The organism is Vibrio ruber DSM 16370 (assembly GCF_900163965.1).
Lineage (GTDB): Bacteria > Pseudomonadota > Gammaproteobacteria > Enterobacterales > Vibrionaceae > Vibrio > Vibrio ruber.
Map to the genome: position 1 here is coordinate 26,692 of NZ_FULE01000030.1, position 19,835 is coordinate 46,526.

A 19,835-nucleotide genomic window follows, 5' to 3' on the forward strand; every position below is an offset into this window, starting at 1 on the left:
GTCAAAACCCGCTCGGTATGCTCATTGCTCGAAGTGACCGAATAACTGGAACCTTGACCCCGGCGAAATCAGACGAGCGTTGGTGACAAGCTGCTCACGGCACCAGGTACGACGTTTGATCTGCAAGCATGGTTCCGCAGCATCAATTTGCAGTAAAGCACATTCTGCCGGCGAGGCCTGCACCGCTTCGACCAGATGTTCTCCTTCGGTCATCGGTGCGACTTTCATCAGATAATGGTAGGCGCCGTTGTGCTGAAAATCCTGCTGATCATAATCCGGGGCCAGCTCGGCATTGACCACGCGATACTCGATTTGAATCGGCAGATCATTCTCAAAATGCAAAATGGTGGCCCGGAAAATCCGGTGATTAGTCCGCACACCAAGGTTCATCGCTTCTTCCATCGTCGCCTTCGCCAGCGTGATTTCAATCAGCTCGGCGTGATGACGGTGACCACGACTGGCGATTTCATCAGCAATATTGTGTACCTCAAACAGCGCTGAATGGGATTTTTTCCTTGCAACAAAGGTACCGACCCCCTGCTGACGAAGCAAAACCCCTTCATCGGTCAGTTCCCGCAGCGCACGGTTAACCGTCATACGACTGACATTCAAAGCTTTGACCATCTCTGACTCAGACGGAACTCGCTGATCCGGTTGCCATTCTCCGGTATCAATCTGACGACAAATCGCTTGTTTCACTTTGGCATAAATAGGGCCGGGGGCGTCATCAATCAGTTGCGACAAGTGGTACATCATCTGGGTGGTTGAGTTTTCCATCGATTTACAGCTATCCACTGGCAGTATAAAGACCGGATTATAGCGGAAAAATGAACCACTTAACAGGACAGGCATAGACAATAACATAACTTGTATAGACAAGATAAATTCTGCTAGACTCCCGAACATCGGTAACGAGGACACACGCGCACAATAGCGAGCGATCAGTAACCAGTAACAAGGACAGACGCGATGACAAACCAGCAAGGAACTCAGCAAGATGCTCCACAAAGAAGCCAATCAAACAGCACTTTTCTGTTTGCTGAGCTGGCATGGCTCCCGACCGGCTGGCAGCACAATGTGCTGTTTGAGATTGTTGAGGGTCACTTTGCTCAGGTCACGGCCAATACCACACCAGTAGATGGCGCGCAGCATCTGCAAGGCCCGGTGCTGCCGACTCTGGCCAATGTGCATTCCCACGCCTTTCAGCGTGTCATGGCCGGCATGGCAGAAGTCAGCCTCAACCCAGATGACAGCTTCTGGAGCTGGCGTGATTTAATGTACAAAATCGTCGGACGGCTCTCCCCGCAACAAGTTCACGTCATCGCCACACAGTTATATATTGATATGCTCAAAGCCGGTTATACTCAGGTTGGTGAGTTCCACTACCTTCATCACGATCCGTCCGGTCAACCTTACCGCGATCCCGCTGAAATGGCCCACCAGCTCCTGAATGCAGCAGATAGCTCGGGGATAGGCATGACTCTGCTGCCAGCCCTGTACAGCTATGCCGGTTTTGGAGGACAGGCACCCAATCAAGGACAGGCGCGCTTCATCCATTCATCAGACAGTTATCTGCAACTGCAACAGCAGCTTGCCAGTGAACTGAAGAGGGCAGAGTTTTCGGAAAAGTTTTCGGGGACACACGCCCATAGCCGCCATCGGCTGGGGATCTGCTTTCATTCGTTACGAGCCGTGAATCAACAGCAGATTCAAGAGGTGCTGGCAGCCCTTGACCACCACGGGCAGCCCATCCACATTCACATCGCGGAGCAACAGAAGGAAGTCACCGATTGCCTGAACTGGAGCCAGCAGCGGCCAGTCGAGTGGTTGCACAATCATATCGGTCTCAATGATCGCTGGTGCCTGATTCATGCCACCCATCTCAGCCATAACGAGATTCAGATGATCGCTGACAGCGGTGCCGCGGTTGGTTTGTGTCCGACCACCGAAGCCAATCTGGGAGATGGTATTTTCCCCGGGGTAGAATTTACTCAGGCTGGCGGCCGGTGGAGTATTGGTTCCGACAGCCATGTCTGTTTGTCTGCTACAGAGGAATTACGCCTGCTGGAATATAGCCAACGGCTGCGTGACCAACAGCGGAACCGTCTCTACAGCCAGTCACAAAATCATGTTGGCGATCATCTCTATACCCAAGCATTAAACGGTGGTAATCAAGCTTGCGGTATTCAATTAGGGCTTTCTGTCGGATGCCGGGCTGACTTGATGGTGCTGGATTCGACACATCCCCTATTGATGGCAAGTCAGACACCAGACCTCATCAACCGCTGGTTATTTGCCTGTCATGACAACCTGATTAAAGACGTGTTTGTCGCGGGAAAACAGTGCATTGCAGACGGTCACCACGCATTAGAAGACCACAGCCGCCGCGAATTTGCCGAGATCATTAAACAGGTGATTGTTTAAAAACTACGGGGAGAAATTACGGGGACACACGCCTTAATATAAACGAAAGGATAAAGGACACACGCCCAAATAAGGAGGACAGACACCATCTTTCACCATCAACCGTCAAATAAGGAGAACAGGCACCATCTTTCACCATCAATCGGCACTTCCTTACGAGGACACTCTTTCTTACAAGGACAAGAAATTAGCGGGACAGGCACCTTCATTGATTGAATGACTATAAGGGTGATTAAGGAGGATGATTAAGGAGGACACACGCCAAAAAATCGTAGCACTAACGTTATCTTGGCGTGGGATTGAATCCATCACTCATGTGATTCCGAAGCAAGGTTACTTTGCAAAAAACAGTGTAATACGTCCGACTTCCAGACCGAACTTGCGAATACTGGTGACATTAAACAGGTGTTTTTCGTCCTGACGGAACAGCCAATCATCAAAGGACACCGTGATTTCACTGTCATCCGTCTTAAGCAAAAAATCGTACTGCCACTGTAACGCATTCCCGACTTCCTGCCCTGTCGCGACGCCAATGATATCGTCAGCTCGCCCTTCATAATGTCCGTCGGCACTGCGGGTAATCGTCCAGATGCGCTGATTTTTTTCACCATCATGAAAAACAAAGTCTTCCACTAAGGTCAGCGTATCATCGGTGACTGTCCCTTTAATTTTGACTGTCCCTTTAATTTTGACCTCAAAGCGGCGCGTCTGTTTACCACTGTAATCCTGTACCATCCCCCATGCATGAGTCTCTCCCTGAAAATAGCCAAACAGATCAAAAGCGGGTTGGCTGGCCTGATACTCTTTTAAGTCGGCGGAACAACCGACAATAAGCATCACCATCACCAGCGACAGAACTTTCAGCATATGTCTCATGGTTTCATTCCTATTAATTGATTGCGAAGTTTCGGATACTCAGCATTCGGTGACAGCCAAATCGACAAAAATGCATCATTCAACTGTTTATTTGCCACCTTGCCGAGCAGACGTTGCTGCCCTTGCAGGGGAAAGTAATACAACTGCCCTGAACGACCATCGGAGACATATGCCAGACGCTCTCCCGTTTTAACACTGGGCATCATTTCAGCCAGCACTGTTAGCCACGCGTCCGATTGCGTCGTTTCATACCCCAGCCTCTCCCACTGCGCTTGGGTTTCCTCAAGTAATTCTTTGCTGCTGATATCACGTAAATACCGAATCTCTAAGGCTAAAGGATGTGGTGAAACATCATCTTTTACCTGATGATAGTCACCATCAGGTGTACGTAGCTGTGATGAGTAAATATCAAACCACAGCCAAGATAAGGTTGCCTGACCGACAACCGGCCAGTCAGTCCACGGTTTAGATGACTGTCCCTGCATGTCAGCCCCGTTAGCGGTGGCGGTCCAGAGGATCGCGATCAGATAAAACTTTACGGTTAAACGTGGCGTTTGCATTCCTAAATACCTTTATCAGTAATAATGATAGCCCGAACCATTCCAAAAACAGGACACACACCGCTCCTATAACAGGCCATTCAAAGTGTACGGCACCAAACCGATAGCCCGCCCAGTAACTCAGAGCCCCACCGAGTGCCGTTGCGCTGAGAATAAGTAAAGGCGGTAAGTGGCTGACGGCCGGTATGGCAAAGCTGGCAAACCAAGCAAAGGCAAACCACAACCCGATCAGCCAGATCGGCAGATAGGACGTGGGAAAGGCAAATAATCCGCTATATAGATTGATGTAATCCAATGTGATACCGATAGCTGCCACAGCAATGATGCGGCTGAGAACCAACGGATAGCGTAATGCAGTATACGCCATCGTGACGGTTACCAATCCAATCGTGACCCACTGCAAACGCGCCTGTCCCAATACGGCGAGTAGCCAAATCGCTTCAAACCATAGTGAAACCAGCAGGAAACGGTGCATCATTGTCCCCGTTGTAATGTCATATGGATGGTGCTGATAGTACGAGCTTTGAAACCGCCTTCGCAGTAACACAGATAGTAACGCCACATGCGGACAAAACGTTCGTCATATCCCAGTGACTTCACTTTATCTAGTGATGCTTCAAAACGGTCACGCCAGTCAGCCAATGTCTGAGCGTAGTCGAGCCCCAGATCGAATACATTACGGACAATGAAATCGGTGTGACGCGTCGCCATTTGGGTCAGAACGGTGATGGAAGGTAAAAAACCACCGGGGAAAATATATTTCTGAATGAAATCAACATTATTGCTGTAGTCATCGAAGCGTTGATCGGCAATGGTAATCGCCTGAATCGCCATCAGTCCACCGGGTTTAAGCAGCGACTGACACTTTGCGATATAAGACGGCAGATAGGATTTCCCCACCGCTTCAATCATCTCAATCGACACGAGCTTATCAAACTGCCCCTCAAGCAAGCGGTAGTCTTGTTTGAGTAAGGTAATCTGCTCAGCAAGTCCCAAGCGCTCAATTTCTGCCTGCGCATACGTGTACTGCTGTTCGGAAATCGTGGTGGTCGTGACATGACATCCATACTGCTGTGCCATATAAATCGCCATTGCCCCCCACCCGGTACCGATTTCAATCACATGGTCATTGGCAGTCAGTTGTAACTGTTGACACAACCGATCCATTTTCTGTATTTGTGCCTGCTCCAGTGAATCATTGGTATTGAGATAAAGAGCGCTCGAATACAGCATCCGTTGGTCGAGAAACGTCTGATACAGGTCATTGCCTAAATCGTAGTGCGCTTCAATGTTCTGCTTGGCACGCCCAATCGAGTTTCGTTTCAGCCAATGGCCGATTTTGTGCATCATCCGGACGAAAATGCTGCTTTGCGCTTCCAATTGATCCAGTGCGTTTAAATTACGCGCCATCAGTTCAGTTACAGCGGTCAGGTTCGGACTGTCCCACCAACCGTCCATATATGCTTCCGCTGCAGCAATACTGCCACCTTTCAGAACGCAGGCATAAAACTCGGGATGATTCACCCGAATATGAGCCTGTGGCTGATCGTCATGTGCAAACCCAAACTGTTCCACACTGTTCTGCTGTGGTATAGCATCAGAAATACGCGCCTGTCCTGCAAAATTCTCTTCTAATGTCAGGCTGCCGATTTTTATCAGTCGTAGAGATTTTAGCACCATGGTTCGAGCACCTTGCTGCCACGATGTAAGTGATTTAGGCATCTCTAATGAAGGCGAATTGAACATTGTGCGTTCTCCTAGCTATTTTTATGGGTCTCATGTCGGCGGGATTTGGGATGAGAATAAAACGGAGCCCCCTTGAGCCATAGCTTCAGGGCGTGCCAATAAATCCCAGTCAATACCTTGACCGTCATGATCGGTGTCCGAATCAACAATTTGAGCAAGCTTTTTGAGGTAAAAGGCTGTGCTTTTAACGCCAGGGTGGCATCAAATTCCTTGGTTTCCCGATGACATGCCAAGTGCACTATCAGGGCATCCGATAATGGTTTCAGTTTCCATTGATACTGCTGTTCAACGGGATTAAATGGTGAAACATGGAAAGCCTTGTCGTGTATCCAGTTCTCGCCCTGCGCACCACGTTCTGCCGGAACCGCGTAATAGTGACGCTCATTCCAAGGTGTATTACTGACCTCTGCAAGTAAGTAACGCCAAGTCCCTTGCTGATCATAAAGATAGTAAAAGTTCACCGGGCTGAAATAGAGACCGAAATAACGCAGGTGTACCACCGCGAATACTTTGCCGTGCACTTGCTCACCTGTGAGCTGTAACACTTTATCCTGCACGGCAGTTTTCAAGTCCCCTTCCCCCAGATAATCAGCCCGGTGAAAACGTGCCCAGTGCCACCAGTGCTCCCCCAGCCCCCACACTTGTTGCCGGAGTATCGGCCACTCATCCAGATCGATACATGGCATAAATAACGAAGCATGAATCGAATGAGTAACCGGCGTGAAACGACGGTGACGGACATGGCCGACCATTAATGCACTACGTGTAACATCCGTTTGGCCGGTCATCATGCGACACCCTTATCTCTGTTGACCACTTGGGATTGCAATTGTGTAATGACATCAAGCGCACTTTTGACCCCATCTTCATGGAAACCGTTGTGCCAATAGGCACCGCAGAACCAAGTATGATTGATGCCACTGATTTCTGATTTACGCTGCTGCGCGCGAACCGAAGATTCGGTAAAGACCGGATGATAATAGACAAACCGTCGGAGAATCTTGTCCGGGTCAATATACTCAGTGCTGTTGAGCGTGACACAAAACGTTATGTCACTCTTAATGTGTTGCAAAATATTCATGTTGTAGGTCAACGACGGGAGTTTCATCTCTTCACCCTCGTGACCATGCAACCAGTAATTCCAGGATGCCCAGGCGGATTGACGCTTAGGAAGCAAACTTGTATCCGTATGCAGCACCACTTCGTTGGCCTGATATGTCATTGCAGACAAAACTGAGGTTTCGTTCTGACTGGCATCGCCAAGCATGGTAAGCGCCTGATCGCTGTGACAGGCAAAAATAACCTCATCAAATGTTTCGATACCCTGTTCGGTCTCGACCTCGACGCCGAGCGGACTGCGTCTTATTTGCTTGACCGGTGTACTAAGGCGAATCCGATCCACATAGCCTTGAGTCAGCGGTTCAATATACGCCCGCGATCCGCCTTCAATCACATACCACTGTGGTCTGTCTGTGACATCCAATAATCCGTGATTGAGGAAAAAACGCAGAAAAAACATCAGCGGAAATGCGCGCATGTCCGCTAAAGTCGATGACCAAATTGCAGCGCCCATTGGTAAGATGTAGTTGTGACAGAAATAGTCCGAAAAACGATGATGGGCCAGAAACTGTCCGAGGGTTTGCAACTGCAACTCAGGGGTGTCTGCTGCCGCTTTAGCAAGCTTATTGAAGCGTAGAATTTCACCGATAAAGCGGTAAAAACTGGGCTTCAACAGATTTCGTTTCTGCGCAAACAAAGTTGTTAATGTATGTCCATTATACTCCAGCCCGTTGGCGTCATTACGCACACTGAAACTCATCTGTGTCGGAATCCCTCTGACCCCAGTTTCGTTCATCATGCGCATAAAATGAGGATAAGTCCGATCATTATAAACAATAAACCCGGTATCGACGGCATAGTGCTGACCAGCCACATTGACATCCACCGTCGCAGTATGCCCACCGATATAATCGTTCGCCTCAAACAACGTGATATCATGTTGCTCATGCAGGTAGTAACCACACGTTAGCCCTGAAACCCCGGTGCCTATAATCGCAATTTTCATGATGTGGTCCTTTTCGGTGCAAAAAACCGACGCGCAAGCCGATATTGCCAACCATAGGGCAACATGCCCAACAACCGGATGATCCAAGTAAAACGAGCCGGAAAGTAAAAATTCGCAACACCCTTCTCTAAACCTTTGCGAATCGACTGAGAGGCATGTTCTACCGAAATCATCATCGGCATCTCAAAGGTGTTTTTCTCAGTCAGTGGTGTGGCAACAAATCCCGGAAATACACAAGTTATATCAATGCCTTTGCGAGCCCAGTCCAATCGTAACGACCTTGCCAGATATCCGACCGCAGCTTTGGATGCGCCATAAGCTTCAGCACGAGGTAACGCCAGTTCACTGGCTATTGAGCCGACAATTGCCACACGATGACCCGATTTTAAATGTGGCTGAATTGCTTCAATCGTATTAGCTAGCCCCAGCACGTTAATCTGCATCACACGCGCCATGAGTTTTGCATCCATCACCCCATCATCGATATATTCACAGCCCCCGGCATTGAGGATCCATAATGTGGGTGTAAACGGCAGTTCACTCAATATCGCAAGTGTTTGATCAATATCGGTCAAATCAAACTGCAACGGGGTAATCGAAGCGTGTTTATCACGCAGTTCATTCAGTGCCGCTTCATTTCTGCCGCAAGCAATCACTTGCCACCCTTGCTGTGCATAGTCATGTGCTAACTGTTTGCCGATACCGGACGTTGCCCCCGTTATCAAGACACGACTCATTGTCCTAACCTCCGCTTAATCCAACGAATAATACGACCGAGGAGTGGCAACTGTTCATACAACATTTCACCTAAATCAAAGTAATCGCGGTGGTAAATGACTTTGTTATCCTGAAAGCGGAGATGTGTCGTCCCCTGTACATTCACCAATTGACCATGGCGCAGCTTCGGATGTTGCAAATGCATGGTCCAAATCAGGAATCCACCGTTGTCAGTCGGATACTGCTCATGAATCGTAAAATTGCAGCGTTCAACGTTTTGATAGAGCTTGATGAAGTAGTCAGACAGAGCGGTCACCCCCTCAATACGATGGGCCGCATCTTCAAACACAACTGCGTCATGATAAATATCGTGAAGCGTATCGAGATTGTGTTTGTTGAGCTGAGTATAGAACAGCGCAACGGTTTGGACATCCATGAGTTGGCCTCATTTTTGTTGTACAAGAAAAATTTCCGTATAACTTATTAATTAAGATAGTGCAATTTGAAAAGTTGTACAATTTTTTTTTTGTACAACTTTTGTAAGAAAGGTTTACATACATGAGGAAACTTAGGAGTTTATGAGGACACACGCTGAACTTACGAGGACACACATGCAGGAGGGAAGCGGACACACACCTAAACACGTCTCTCCATTTTTGTGAAATATTTCACGACGAACCAAAAATAAATTTGCATTCACTCGAAATCGTTCGGATCCCAACTTTGCTTTACTGATTCATTCCGACACGATAAATCCATCAGCCATCATTTAGATTTAGCCCATGACAACCGCTCGCTCACAACTTATCTGCCCTGACGTGACACCTTATTACCATTGCGTTTCTCGTTGTGTCCGTCGTTCATTTCTGTGTGGATACGATAGTTATAGTGGCCAATCGTATGAACATCGTCGTGAATGGGTTGAGTCTCGCATTCTGGCCTTGTCTTCCATCTATTGCATTCGTATCTGCGCCTATGCTGTGATGAGTAATCACTATCATCTGGTCGCTTTTATTGATAAACAAACAGCATTGTCTCTTTCTCAACGTGAAGTCGTTGAACGATGGTGTACGGAGCACAAGATGCCACTGCTGATCCAGCGTTTCCTTTCAGGCAGTTTGACCTCAAAAGTGGAACGGGAGGCTTGTGAAAAAATCATTGAGACTTGGCGCCAACGGCTCTATTCACTCAGTTGGTTGATGAAAGAAATCAATTACGAGATTGCATTGCTCGCAAATCAAGAAGATCAGTGCACCGGACGCTTCTGGGAGGGGCGTTTCAAATCTCAGGCTTTACTCGATGATAAAGCCTTACTGGCAGCCATGGCTTATGTTGATCTCAATCCGGTTCGGGCCGGAATCGCTGAAACACCGGAACAATCGGAACATACATCGCTGAAAAAACGACTCACGGCACTAGAGCGAGGCCAAACCCAAACGCCGGAATTGGCTGACTTTACAGGAGATATACTTCAGGAAAAGAGACACACAATTCCGTTTCGGCTGATAGATTATCTCGAATTAGTGGATTGGGTCGGACGGCAAATCAGAACAGATACACATGGTTATATCTCACCTCAACTGCCTAATATTTTAACGCGGCTATCGCTGTCTCAACAGGCATGTCTTGCTCTTTGTTCTGGGTTAGAAAAGAAACCAGGACTCTGGATTGGCTCATCAGAACGGCTGAACTTCGCTAAACATTATCTCAAACGAAAACGTATGCTCGGCATTCATATTTCTTAATCGATATGAAACGCTCAGTTTCGATCCTTCTTTTTATTCTCGAATTTGCGCCATATTCCACAATCGCAACTTCACAGATCATTTCCCCAGCCCTTTATCTGAGTCGCATTCTGCCAGAATCCATTTAAAAACTTAGAACGATGATGAGTGAGGTACAACATTCTCTCATTCATTGATTGAGGTCCGTGTGTGTCCTGTTCATCCTGAATTTACGGGGGACGGGAATTTATGGGGAGAACTTATGGGGACACACGCCGACTCTCACTTCCTCAAGTACTATCCTCTACTTATCCTGTGTGTCCCGTATCCACAATACTATCCATACAACGCACTCATCAATTGATTACTGAGAACAGTGTGTGTCCTTTATCTTCTGCTTTATCTTCCGTACGTCCGCGGCTGTCTTTGTGTGTCCCGTGTGTCCTGCAAAAAGTTAATACCGCTGCCTGACGTCAGGGGGCATCTGTGCGAGCTGGAACTGAATCATCTGTTCGAAGCTCTGGAGTAGCGGGCTGAAGTCCTGCTGCGGTTGCCAGCTCGACAACAGGTGATATCCGGCTTCAACGGTTGAGAGGCAGTTGTCTCGTGGGGCTTTGCGTATCCGATAGCAACTCTGAAGAGATTCAGGTAAGTGCAGTCTGGGAAGATCATGCAGATTTGTCGATAATTGCCACATTTTATACGCTTTCTTCCATGTTCCGTCGAGCAGAATAACGCGATAGCGCTGTGACGGTGAAGGCGGCAGGATCTCACTGACACACGTAGAGCCGTCACCGGGGAACAATACAAAATGGGTGACATCCGTTTCACTCAATAAGCCATTCAATCCTTCATGTTCCGTGAAGTTTTCTCCGACCATACAGATAGCGCTGCCTAATGATAACGTCAGAATACTTGCCGTCCCAGTCGGTTTACGCACTTCTGTCGGGTGCTGAAGAATGATAAGCTCAATCACTGATGACAACGGGACAACCGTGGAGCACAGACAGGCCTTATGCGCTTTTTGACATTGAATACAATAACGCGATCCCATCTTTATCTCACTCTTAGTCTGATCAGTTTCATGTGTATCTTCGCTCAATTCTCTCCGCTCGCGGGTGTTCTGGTCTGGGACAGACATGCTATCACACAAGGTCAATGGTGGCGGATCGTAACAGGAAACTTCACCCATACCAATACAGTCCACCTGGCGATGAATCTAATTGCACTCTGGCTAATTACCTTGATTTTTCGCCCCGCAGCCCGTGCGCTCTGGCAACAGCTACTGCTATTGAGTCTGTTGATTGGCATCGGGCTTTTCTGGAGCAACCTTTATTTCTATGTCGGACTGTCCGGTATATTACATGGCCTGTTTGCCAGCTTCGCACTGGGGGAAGCCTTACAAGGCAGAAAGAGCAGTTGGCTACTCGTTGCGGGAGTGTGTGGCAAAGTGCTCTGGGAGCAATGTTTCGGCGCTTCCGAGGCAACTCAGGCGCTCATTGAAGCGCCGGTTGCCATTCAAGCGCATTTGCTCGGTCTGGCAGGAGGATTACTCCTTGGGTTCGGTGAACAAATCAAGACTTATTGGTTGGATTCTGTCGGATAATTCAAAATATGCTCCTCCCAGTCAACCACATCAATCTCATACACCACTTTGTTGCGGACACTCTCTCCGGCAGCGTGCATGGCTGATTTAGAGCCTGTGATTAACGGATGCCATTCGGGGAGTGGTTGCTGCTGAGCCAATAAGCGATAAGCGCAGGTTTCCGGTAACCAGTGAAACTCGTCGATATTCTCGCGAGTCAGTTTGAGGCACTCTTCACCGGATTGAAAACGATTAGGGTAATCCTTACAGGCACACGTTTTACTGTTCAGCCAGCTACATGCGACATTGGTGTAGTATACGGCTTCGGTATCTTCATCCATCAGCTTATGCAAGCAACATTTGCCACAGCCGTCACACAGCGATTCCCACTCGCTTTCGCTCATCTCATCTAATGATTTGGTTTGCCAGAATGGAATAGTCATACTTGTACTTCTGTGGTTATGGATCTGGATACGGTTTATACCTGCCCTCAACACAGAGTTCAAGTATAAACGCCTGTTAATCGGTATTCAGTCTGTTATGATCCATTGTTTTGAACAATAAAATGATGTCTCTCAGAGGATTTATGGAATGTCGCTTAGGCTGTGGCGCCTGCTGTATCGCACCAAGTATTTCTTCCCCGATTCCGGGAATGCCGGACGGCAAACCTGCCGGTGTTCGCTGTGTTCAATTAGATGACAATAATCTCTGTAAACTGTTCGGCTCAGATAGCCGCCCGCAAGTATGCAGTGATTTCAAAAGTGATGTGGCCATCTGTGGCGCCGATAATCAAGAGGCGCTGACCATTATTTCTGAGCTGGAAAACACCACGTATTCACCAGCAAAACGGTCACATTGAATCACACGATAAGAATGAATAAAGAGAGCGTTTGAATGCAGAGCTATCCGCATTCAAACATGAGATAAGATCAGGAGAATCGCTGGCGTCCCATAATCGAGTGAGACAGCGTCGTCCCGTCAACCAGTTCCAGCTCGCCACCGACCGGTACACCATGTGCGATACGACTCGCTGAAACCTGATGTGCCTGACACAAATCGGCAATGTAGTGTGCCGTTGCCTCACCTTCAACGGTCGGATTAGTTGCCAGAATGACTTCGGTAATATCACCTTGCTGCAAGCGAAAGTCGAGCAGATCCAAACCGATATCAGCAGGGCCAATCCCATCCAAGGGAGATAAATGTCCCATCAGAACAAAGTAACGACCTGAAAATTGCCCCGTTGCTTCAACGGCTGCAATATCCGCGGGGCTTTCAACCACACAAAGCTGACCATTTTCCTGTCGTTTGGGATTTTTGCAAATATGGCAAACATCTTCTTCAGTAAATGTCCGGCATGACTGACAATGACCAATTTCTGTCATTGCCTGACTCAACGCATCCGCTAAACGGAGCCCCCCCTGACGATCACGCTGTAACAAATGAAAAGCCATGCGCTGTGCTGATTTGGGGCCGACCCCGGGCAGACAACGCAAGGCTTCCATCAGATGTTCCAGCATTTGACTGGTACGCATGTATGACTAAACCATTAAAATGGCATCTTCATACCGGGAGGAAGTTGCATTCCACCCGTCACAGATGACATTTTCTCTTTTTGAGTTTCTTCAACACGGCGGGCAGCGTCATTAAAAGCGGCTGCGACCAAATCTTCAACCATTTCTTTATCGTCTTCCATCAGACTTTGATCAATTTCGACACGACGAACACTGTGGCTGCCAGTCATAGTGACTTTCACCAGACCTGCACCCGCTTCACCGGTGACTTCCATATTTGCAATTTCTTCTTGAAGCTTCTGCATACGCTCTTGCATTTGCTGGGCTTGCTTCATCAGGTTGCCCATTCCGCCTTTACCACCAAACATGTTTATCTCTCTGTCATTGATATATTACACATACTGTGGGGGTTCCCTATCGGAAATTCAACCCCATTCTTCGGCCCACGGTTTACACCCGATTTTGACGCTCATTTTTACGTCAACAAAGGATAAAAATTCAACGGTTTACACTGGGCGGACACTTTCTTGATCTAACTGCGCCTGAAAACGTTGCTGAATGAATTGAACATTGGAGTCTTCATGCAAACTGGCAAACGCCTGCTCCAGTTTCGCTTGATAACGCAGCTCCCGACGTTCCAACGGTGTCACCCCATCGTCTCCAATCCGGATCTCTAATGCGCAAGTCATTCCCAGTACGTATTCTAATGCTTCTTTCAAAATAGCTTGTGCTTTATCGGTATTCAAATGAGCCTGATGTTCGCGCAACGATAAGTGAACCGTATTCCCGTCCAGTTGATAGGAAGCATTCAAGGCTAGCTGCTCGATAAGCTTCGGCAGATTCAACTGCGGTATGATCGCAGCCCACTCATCTTCTTGAATCACTTCATCGGCCAGTCTGGCTGTCATTTCCGGTGTTTTTTCATGTGCCAACGCTTTTTTTAGCGCTGCCGGAGTCACAGACTTATCAACCGGTTTTTCCGGCATTTCTATTGTCGGACGCCATTGATAAGGCCCGTCTGTATCCTCGGCATCCAACTGAGAATCAACGACCGACGGCATCAGAAGATCATCATTCCGCTTTTGCATCAGCCGATCAAAAACCGAATCTGACTGAGTTGATGCCGTTTCAGACTTTTTTGTTGATGTACCTTTGTTCGATGCACCCGACTGAACAGACTGACGCTGAGAACGCAGCTGATGTCTCAGACCAACGCGAGGTGAAGATGGGGTGTCATGCGCTGTCGGCGGAGCTGCTGGCACTTCGCTATCGGCCGGAGCCGCAGACTGGGTTTCAGCGGCTGGCTGAGAAACATGATTGGGATGAGTCGCTGACTCTGGTGATGTATGAATAATTTCAGACGTCTCAGGTTGAGATTCCGACTGTGTCTGTTGAAATTCCGGCTGATCCTGAGGCGACACTGATGTAGCAGGCGCTATCGTTGATTCCGTCGGAGCATTCGCCATGATTGCCGGTTGTTGTGTCGCAACATCAGAACTAACCTCGGTACTGATACCATGAATCGGTGACACGGCAACCGGACGAAAGGCCAACATACGCAGCAGTACCATCTCCAGGCCGATGCGGGGTGTCGGTGAGAGCGGCAAATCCTCCCGGCCTTTCAAGGCAATCTGATAAAACAGCTGGACATCTTCAGCACTGAGGTCTTGCGCCAGTTGCTTAATTTTGTCGGCATCCGGCTGCAATTTATCTAACGTTGAAGGCAGCATTTGATACATCGCAATTCGATGGATCTGCGTCGCAAGCGATTGCAGCAACGCATCCCATGCAATGCCATTCGCTGCAATCTGATCAACGTAGGCCATCACGGTTTGAGGCTGCTTATGACTTAAGGCCTGTAAGAGATGGAGCGCTTGATCCGTATCGATGGTTCCCAACATGTGAGAAACCAGATTCGCCTCAATCGTTCCATCCCCAAGCGCAATCGCCTGATCCGTCAAACTCAACGCATCTCTCATACTGCCATCGGCTGCATGAGCGATCATCCCTAAAGCCCGGGGCTCGGCAGTCACCTGTTCCTCATTGAGAACGAACGCGAGTTGCTGCTCAATATGATCAATGCCAATCGGCTTGAGATGGAACTGTAAACAGCGGGACAGAATGGTCACGGGTAATTTCTGAGGATCTGTCGTTGCCAGTAAGAATTTGACATATTCTGGGGGCTCTTCCAGCGTTTTCAGCAATGCATTAAAGCTGTGACGAGACAGCATGTGAACTTCATCGATGAGATAGACCTTAAACCGACCTCTCGCCGGCTTATATTGGACATTATCCAGCAATTCTCGGGTATCTTCGACTTTAGTACGTGACGCTGCATCAATTTCAAGTAAATCGACAAAACGCCCCTGTTCGATTTCCTGACACGCGGCACACTGCCCGCAAGGATGTGCGGTAATGCCAGTTTCACAATTCAGCCCTTTAGCAAATAACCGCCCGATAGTCGTTTTACCTACCCCGCGCGTACCGCTGAAAAGATAGGCATGGTGCAGTCGATTCTGCGCCAATGCATTTTCCAGAGCTGTCAGTACATGTGCCTGTCCGACAACTTCAGAAAACTGCGTTGGTCGCCACTTTCTTGCTAATGCTAGATAACTCATCGATTATTCCGTTTACACTTTCTGTTCATCATTTCAATCTCTGCTGATCATGAATGATCGCCAACCTCAGTGACCTTCGAAATCACAAATACTGAAAACCTCTAAGCCCAATGCTTTTAAACGTTTGTCTCCGCCCAATTCCGGCAAATTAATCACGAAGCCAGCATGTTCAGCTTTACCGCCCAATTGTCGAATCAGTTTTGTTGTTGCTTCAATCGTGCCACCGGTAGCCAGTAAGTCATCAATAATCAATACTTTATCATTGTTCTGAATCGCATCGACATGAATCTCCAGCGTATCCATACCATATTCCAGCTCATAAGACTCGGCAAGCGTCTTTCTCGGGAGTTTTCCCGGTTTACGAACCGGCACAAATCCGATTCCCAGCTCAATCGCCAACGGTGCACCAAAGAGAAATCCCCGGGCTTCCGTTCCGACCACTTTGGTAAATCCCATGCCTTTATATTGTTCAACCAGCAGTTGGATTGTGGCCCGATATGCCTGCGCATCTTCCATCAGGCTGGTAACATCACGAAACAGAATGCCCGGTTTCGGATAATCAGGGATACTTTGAATGCTGGATTTAATCAGTGAAATTGTGTCTGTAGTCATCATCTATGTCTATTTGTCTGGATGCCCGCCTCAAACTGACTTGTTGATTGAAGTTCGCACGGTTTCAGTAAAAAACAAGCATACCACCTCAAAATGGGTGGTGCCTAAAAAACAAACGCCCACTCGAAGGGTGGGCACACTTCCCGCTCATGCTAGTGATTTTCTTCGAACTTCGCAACAGGGTCTTCAACCGGAATGCAGCGAAAAGTGCATCATGCAATGATGAGAAACAAAATTAATGTTGTTTATGATTCGGTTTTCTGGCTGATATTCAGTGAGAATGAACTCACTCCAAGACGGCTGACTGAGATCTCCGAACTCTCGCGCAATGGTAAATTCTGTGTGATGAAATTTTTCCGGCAGTTGTCGCCCAAAGAAACACCACCGGCAATATGCTGACTATTTTGGCCGTTATTCCAGAAACAATCCATGCCCGCTGGCAAAACCGATAAGGTTCCATCACTGAGATCTGCAATCCCAATCATGGCTGAAATCGAACAGGCGCACTCAGTACAGTTGATACCCTTCTCTAAAATATCAGCGAGATCTTTCAAATCTGCGCCCATCGATTTCAGGCCTCGCAGATAATCATGGAACAAAGCACGGATCAATAACGTCGTCGCAATGCCATCACACGACTGAGACCCTGAATCGACAATATAGAACGCATATTGACCATTCATGAGCCAGGCATAATCGAATACTAAAGGCATGGTTTCGGCAGACTGAAGTAAACGATAACTACATCGCCATATGCCTTGACTGGTATCGTTTTCCGGCAATAGTGCATTGAGCAGCTCCCGGGCGGCACTCAAATTCTGCTGTAAATACTCCAGATGCCAATATAATTCTTGTTCTTCCGGAATATCCCCACCATCTTCGACTTGAAACCACTGACTGGAAAAATCACGTTGATCTGAAACATGACTATGTGTGTCACTCAAGGCGTTGGCAATCGCTTGCCCTAAATGAGAATAATCATTGATCGGTTTAGAAAGGAAATCTTTAATACCGTGTTTCAATGCACGTGCAACATCGGACATTTCATCGGTTGCTGAGATAACAATCATTGGTAAACAGGGATAGGCCAGACTCACTTCTTCAACAAATTCCAACCCGTTCAAAACCGGCATCGAAATATCACAGATCACCAGATCAGGACATTGCTCTCTCAACTGTCTTAACCCGACCAAACCATCTTCAGCTTCATGAACGGTACATCCTTGAGACTGGAGATAGCCGCTGGCAATCCGCCGGAACACAGGGTCGTCATCAACAATGAGGATCGCTTTATTACTTAACGGTGTTTGCCCAGAACATGTCTCTGAGTCAGGAAATTCGGGTTTAAACATACTAGCTGCCTCACAAACGCAAAATGTGGAGAAAGTGAGTTCAAAAGCTTCGCTCGGTCAAACACCTCATCACGAATTTATTATTGAGAATTATAATAGCTTTTACTAAAAGTAGCCTCTTCGGGCTATTAGTACAAACGTTTCACTTTCGCTTTGCATCTTATACTATACATTAAAACACCGGTTCAAATAGTTATGCACCACAACAATATTATTTTTAAACGCAAAAATGAGCTTCAAATTCTATGTTTCACTGTCATTCTTACGGATATACACTATGTTTGGAAAATGAGTTTTCGATAAACATGTTGATATGCCTCAAACTTTGACAATTCAGTTCCGTGTATATAGGTGAAACCCGTTAATTAACCGTTATGTCAGGAAACTATGAAATTAGATGACTTAAATCTGTTCCGCTTAGTAGTCGAGAATGGAAGTTACACAGCGACATCTCGGAGAACCCTGATACCGGTGGCTACCATTACCCGTCGCATTCAGGCACTTGAAGATTCGCTGAATTTAAGACTACTCAACCGCCATGCCCGCAAATTATCGCTGACTGAAGCGGGTGAGCGTTTCTTCAAAGAGTGTTCTCCACTATTACAACGCTTGTCACTGGCAGCAGAAGAAATCAGTGATGAATGTCGGGGCGCGTCAGGCAAGATAAGAATTTCTGCCCCTTCGAATCTGACCAAACGAATGATGATGCCGATGTTTACGGCTTTCATGCGTAGCTTCCCGGAAATCAACCTTGAGCTTACCACCAGTAACCATGCTGATCAGCTTGATCCCACTGAATGGGATGTCATTTTTCGGGTAGGACCGCAACGTGATTCCTCACTCATCGCCCGCAAAATTAATGAAGTCAAAGATATTCTTATCGCCAGCCCGGCTTATCTTGCGAAAAACCCGGCACCGCATCACGCAGAAGAACTCACCCACCATTCGCTGCTTAAAGGCAACCCGCTGCTCAAATGGCAGCTATCGAATAGCAAAGGCGAACACGTGACCAACAATGAGCGGGGACGTTTTCAGGCAAATACACTGGACATGGTTCGTATGGCCTGCTCTGAGGGATTGGGCATTACGCTTATGCCGGACGTCATGATCAAAGAATATCTGGAGACAGGTGAATTGGTTCAGATTCTGGAAGACTGGAGCGCCAACTCCAGAGATATCTATATGCTTTACAATCACAAAGATCATCTGCCTGAAAAGGTCAGACTCTTTATTGATTTCATCATGTCATATCATATGGATTAGAATTGTATCTGATCGATTCAGACATCAGTGAATCACCCCGACTCAACATCATCAGGATGATTCACGCTCGTCAATTCATCGTGGTTAGACGAATGTTATAAGTATTCAACAAAACGGGACAAATTTCTGTCAGGGACTTTCATTGGTTCAAGGAGCGGTGTTCCTAAGTAGAGAAAACCCACGATCTCATCATCACCTTCCAAACCAAAAGCCTGATGAACGGATGGATGAAACATCCATTTACCGGAGCGCCACATCCCCTGAAATCCCTGAGCCTGTGCTGCCATTTGCATCGCCTGAACGGCACATCCGGCCGATAAGTGCTGCTCCAGCGCCGGTACTTTCTCATGCGGTGTGACTTTGGCAATGACCGTTATCACCATTGGAGCCCGGAAAGGCGCATTTTTGACTTTTTCAAGCTGCGCTTCGTCGCCATTATCTGCCATCACTGCTTGCACTAAAATATCGGATAATTTTTTTAACCCTTGCTCTTGAGCAATCACAAAACGCCAAGGTGTTAATCCGCCGTGATCAGGCGCCCGAAGCCCGGCCTGAATAATATTTTCCAATGCTTTGCCTTCGGGTGCCGGTGCACCTAATTTCGCAACCGAGCGGCGATTCAGTAATAACTCTAGTGCATCCATTTTTCGTCCTTACTCCCCATAGTTTGACAGTCCGGATTAGCATACACTAGCTTTATCGACTCTCCAACGCTCTTACTGACGCAACATCTGACAATGCGCCGATTGACTGAGATCAGACACATCATTGCATACCATGCT

At 47.6% G+C, this 19,835-nt stretch carries 22 protein-coding genes; 5 read left to right on the top strand and 17 right to left on the bottom strand.

Annotation, left to right across the window (positions count from 1 at the left end; genetic code table 11):
- Window positions 1-21: 21 nt before the first annotated feature.
- Entirely contained in the window at window positions 22-879 is an 858-nt protein-coding gene (hutC, locus tag VR7878_RS10590) for a histidine utilization transcriptional repressor HutC (protein ID WP_235862867.1), read from the bottom strand.
- Window positions 880-969: 90 nt separating this feature from the next.
- Here hutC and VR7878_RS10595 point away from each other — a divergent pair, with 90 nt between their 5' ends.
- On the top strand, window positions 970-2,424 hold the full coding sequence (locus VR7878_RS10595; protein WP_077335994.1) for a formimidoylglutamate deiminase: 1,455 nt from the start codon (window positions 970-972) through the stop codon (window positions 2,422-2,424).
- A gap of 333 nt (window positions 2,425-2,757) precedes the next feature.
- On the opposite strand, the gene VR7878_RS10600 is transcribed toward VR7878_RS10595, so the two are convergent.
- Genes VR7878_RS10600 through VR7878_RS10635 form a run of 8 tightly spaced genes read right to left on the bottom strand, consistent with a single transcriptional unit; the run spans window position 2,758 to window position 8,824 of the window.
- On the bottom strand, window positions 2,758-3,291 hold the full coding sequence (locus VR7878_RS10600; RefSeq protein ID WP_077336091.1) for a DUF3833 domain-containing protein: 534 nt from the start codon (window positions 3,289-3,291) through the stop codon (window positions 2,758-2,760).
- 5 nt (window positions 3,292-3,296) lie between these two features.
- Entirely contained in the window at window positions 3,297-3,860 is a 564-nt protein-coding gene (locus VR7878_RS10605) for a chalcone isomerase family protein (RefSeq protein WP_077335996.1), read from the bottom strand.
- Entirely contained in the window at window positions 3,796-4,338 is a 543-nt protein-coding gene (locus VR7878_RS10610; protein ID WP_235862868.1) for a DUF2878 domain-containing protein, read from the bottom strand. The genes VR7878_RS10605 and VR7878_RS10610 overlap by 65 nt, the downstream gene beginning before the upstream one ends.
- Window positions 4,335-5,606 (bottom strand): SAM-dependent methyltransferase, encoded by a 1,272-nt coding sequence (locus tag VR7878_RS10615; protein ID WP_077335998.1) that lies wholly within the window; start codon window positions 5,604-5,606, stop codon window positions 4,335-4,337. Before VR7878_RS10615 ends, VR7878_RS10610 begins: the two co-directional genes overlap by 4 nt.
- A gap of 11 nt (window positions 5,607-5,617) precedes the next feature.
- Entirely contained in the window at window positions 5,618-6,397 is a 780-nt protein-coding gene (locus VR7878_RS10620) for a DUF1365 domain-containing protein (protein WP_077336000.1), read from the bottom strand.
- The gene (locus VR7878_RS10625) at window positions 6,394-7,671 is read right to left on the bottom strand and encodes an NAD(P)/FAD-dependent oxidoreductase (RefSeq protein WP_077336002.1); all 1,278 of its coding nucleotides are present in this window, start codon (window positions 7,669-7,671) and stop codon (window positions 6,394-6,396) included. Before VR7878_RS10625 ends, VR7878_RS10620 begins: the two co-directional genes overlap by 4 nt.
- Window positions 7,668-8,408, bottom strand: a complete 741-nt coding sequence (locus VR7878_RS10630) for an SDR family oxidoreductase (RefSeq protein WP_077336004.1) — start codon at window positions 8,406-8,408, stop codon at window positions 7,668-7,670. The genes VR7878_RS10625 and VR7878_RS10630 overlap by 4 nt, the downstream gene beginning before the upstream one ends.
- A complete protein-coding gene (locus tag VR7878_RS10635; protein ID WP_077336006.1) occupies window positions 8,405-8,824 on the bottom strand; it encodes a nuclear transport factor 2 family protein in 420 nt (139 codons plus the stop codon). Before VR7878_RS10635 ends, VR7878_RS10630 begins: the two co-directional genes overlap by 4 nt.
- 346 nt (window positions 8,825-9,170) lie before the next feature.
- Here VR7878_RS10635 and VR7878_RS10640 point away from each other — a divergent pair, with 346 nt between their 5' ends.
- Window positions 9,171-10,133 carry a transposase gene (locus tag VR7878_RS10640; RefSeq protein WP_077336008.1) on the top strand — a complete coding sequence of 321 codons (963 nt, stop codon included), beginning with the start codon at window positions 9,171-9,173 and terminating at the stop codon, window positions 10,131-10,133.
- Between the two features lie 433 nt (window positions 10,134-10,566).
- Here VR7878_RS10640 and VR7878_RS10645 read toward each other — a convergent pair whose 3' ends face one another.
- On the bottom strand, window positions 10,567-11,166 hold the full coding sequence (locus VR7878_RS10645) for a tRNA-uridine aminocarboxypropyltransferase (protein WP_077336010.1): 600 nt from the start codon (window positions 11,164-11,166) through the stop codon (window positions 10,567-10,569).
- Between VR7878_RS10645 and rrtA the strand changes: the two genes are divergently transcribed.
- Window positions 11,128-11,718: a rhombosortase gene (rrtA, locus tag VR7878_RS10650; protein ID WP_077336012.1), complete on the top strand. Its 591-nt coding sequence runs from the start codon at window positions 11,128-11,130 to the stop codon at window positions 11,716-11,718. The genes VR7878_RS10645 and rrtA overlap by 39 nt on opposite strands.
- Here rrtA and VR7878_RS10655 read toward each other — a convergent pair.
- Window positions 11,694-12,140 carry a YcgN family cysteine cluster protein gene (locus VR7878_RS10655; RefSeq protein WP_077336014.1) on the bottom strand — a complete coding sequence of 149 codons (447 nt, stop codon included), beginning with the start codon at window positions 12,138-12,140 and terminating at the stop codon, window positions 11,694-11,696. The genes rrtA and VR7878_RS10655 overlap by 25 nt on opposite strands.
- A gap of 143 nt (window positions 12,141-12,283) precedes the next feature.
- Here VR7878_RS10655 and VR7878_RS10660 point away from each other — a divergent pair, with 143 nt between their 5' ends.
- On the top strand, window positions 12,284-12,556 hold the full coding sequence (locus tag VR7878_RS10660; RefSeq protein WP_077336016.1) for a YkgJ family cysteine cluster protein: 273 nt from the start codon (window positions 12,284-12,286) through the stop codon (window positions 12,554-12,556).
- Window positions 12,557-12,626: 70 nt separating this feature from the next.
- On the opposite strand, the gene recR is transcribed toward VR7878_RS10660, so the two are convergent.
- From recR to VR7878_RS10685, 5 genes are all read right to left on the bottom strand, one after another.
- Window positions 12,627-13,229, bottom strand: coding sequence for a recombination mediator RecR (gene recR, locus VR7878_RS10665; protein ID WP_077336018.1), 603 nt, complete (start codon window positions 13,227-13,229; stop codon window positions 12,627-12,629).
- Window positions 13,230-13,243: 14 nt separating this feature from the next.
- Window positions 13,244-13,576: a YbaB/EbfC family nucleoid-associated protein gene (locus VR7878_RS10670; RefSeq protein WP_077336020.1), complete on the bottom strand. Its 333-nt coding sequence runs from the start codon at window positions 13,574-13,576 to the stop codon at window positions 13,244-13,246.
- Between the two features lie 138 nt (window positions 13,577-13,714).
- Complete coding sequence (gene dnaX, locus VR7878_RS10675) at window positions 13,715-15,826, bottom strand: DNA polymerase III subunit gamma/tau (RefSeq protein ID WP_077336022.1); 2,112 nt, start codon at window positions 15,824-15,826, stop codon at window positions 13,715-13,717.
- A gap of 66 nt (window positions 15,827-15,892) precedes the next feature.
- On the bottom strand, window positions 15,893-16,438 hold the full coding sequence (apt, locus tag VR7878_RS10680) for an adenine phosphoribosyltransferase (RefSeq protein ID WP_077336095.1): 546 nt from the start codon (window positions 16,436-16,438) through the stop codon (window positions 15,893-15,895).
- A gap of 245 nt (window positions 16,439-16,683) precedes the next feature.
- Window positions 16,684-17,790 carry a response regulator gene (locus VR7878_RS10685; protein WP_077336024.1) on the bottom strand — a complete coding sequence of 369 codons (1,107 nt, stop codon included), beginning with the start codon at window positions 17,788-17,790 and terminating at the stop codon, window positions 16,684-16,686.
- 387 nt (window positions 17,791-18,177) lie between these two features.
- Here VR7878_RS10685 and VR7878_RS10690 point away from each other — a divergent pair, with 387 nt between their 5' ends.
- Window positions 18,178-19,053, top strand: a complete 876-nt coding sequence (locus VR7878_RS10690; protein WP_077336026.1) for a LysR family transcriptional regulator — start codon at window positions 18,178-18,180, stop codon at window positions 19,051-19,053.
- Window positions 19,054-19,148: 95 nt separating this feature from the next.
- On the opposite strand, the gene VR7878_RS10695 is transcribed toward VR7878_RS10690, so the two are convergent.
- The gene (locus VR7878_RS10695) at window positions 19,149-19,697 is read right to left on the bottom strand and encodes an NAD(P)H nitroreductase (protein ID WP_077336028.1); all 549 of its coding nucleotides are present in this window, start codon (window positions 19,695-19,697) and stop codon (window positions 19,149-19,151) included.
- Window positions 19,698-19,835 lie beyond the last annotated feature (138 nt).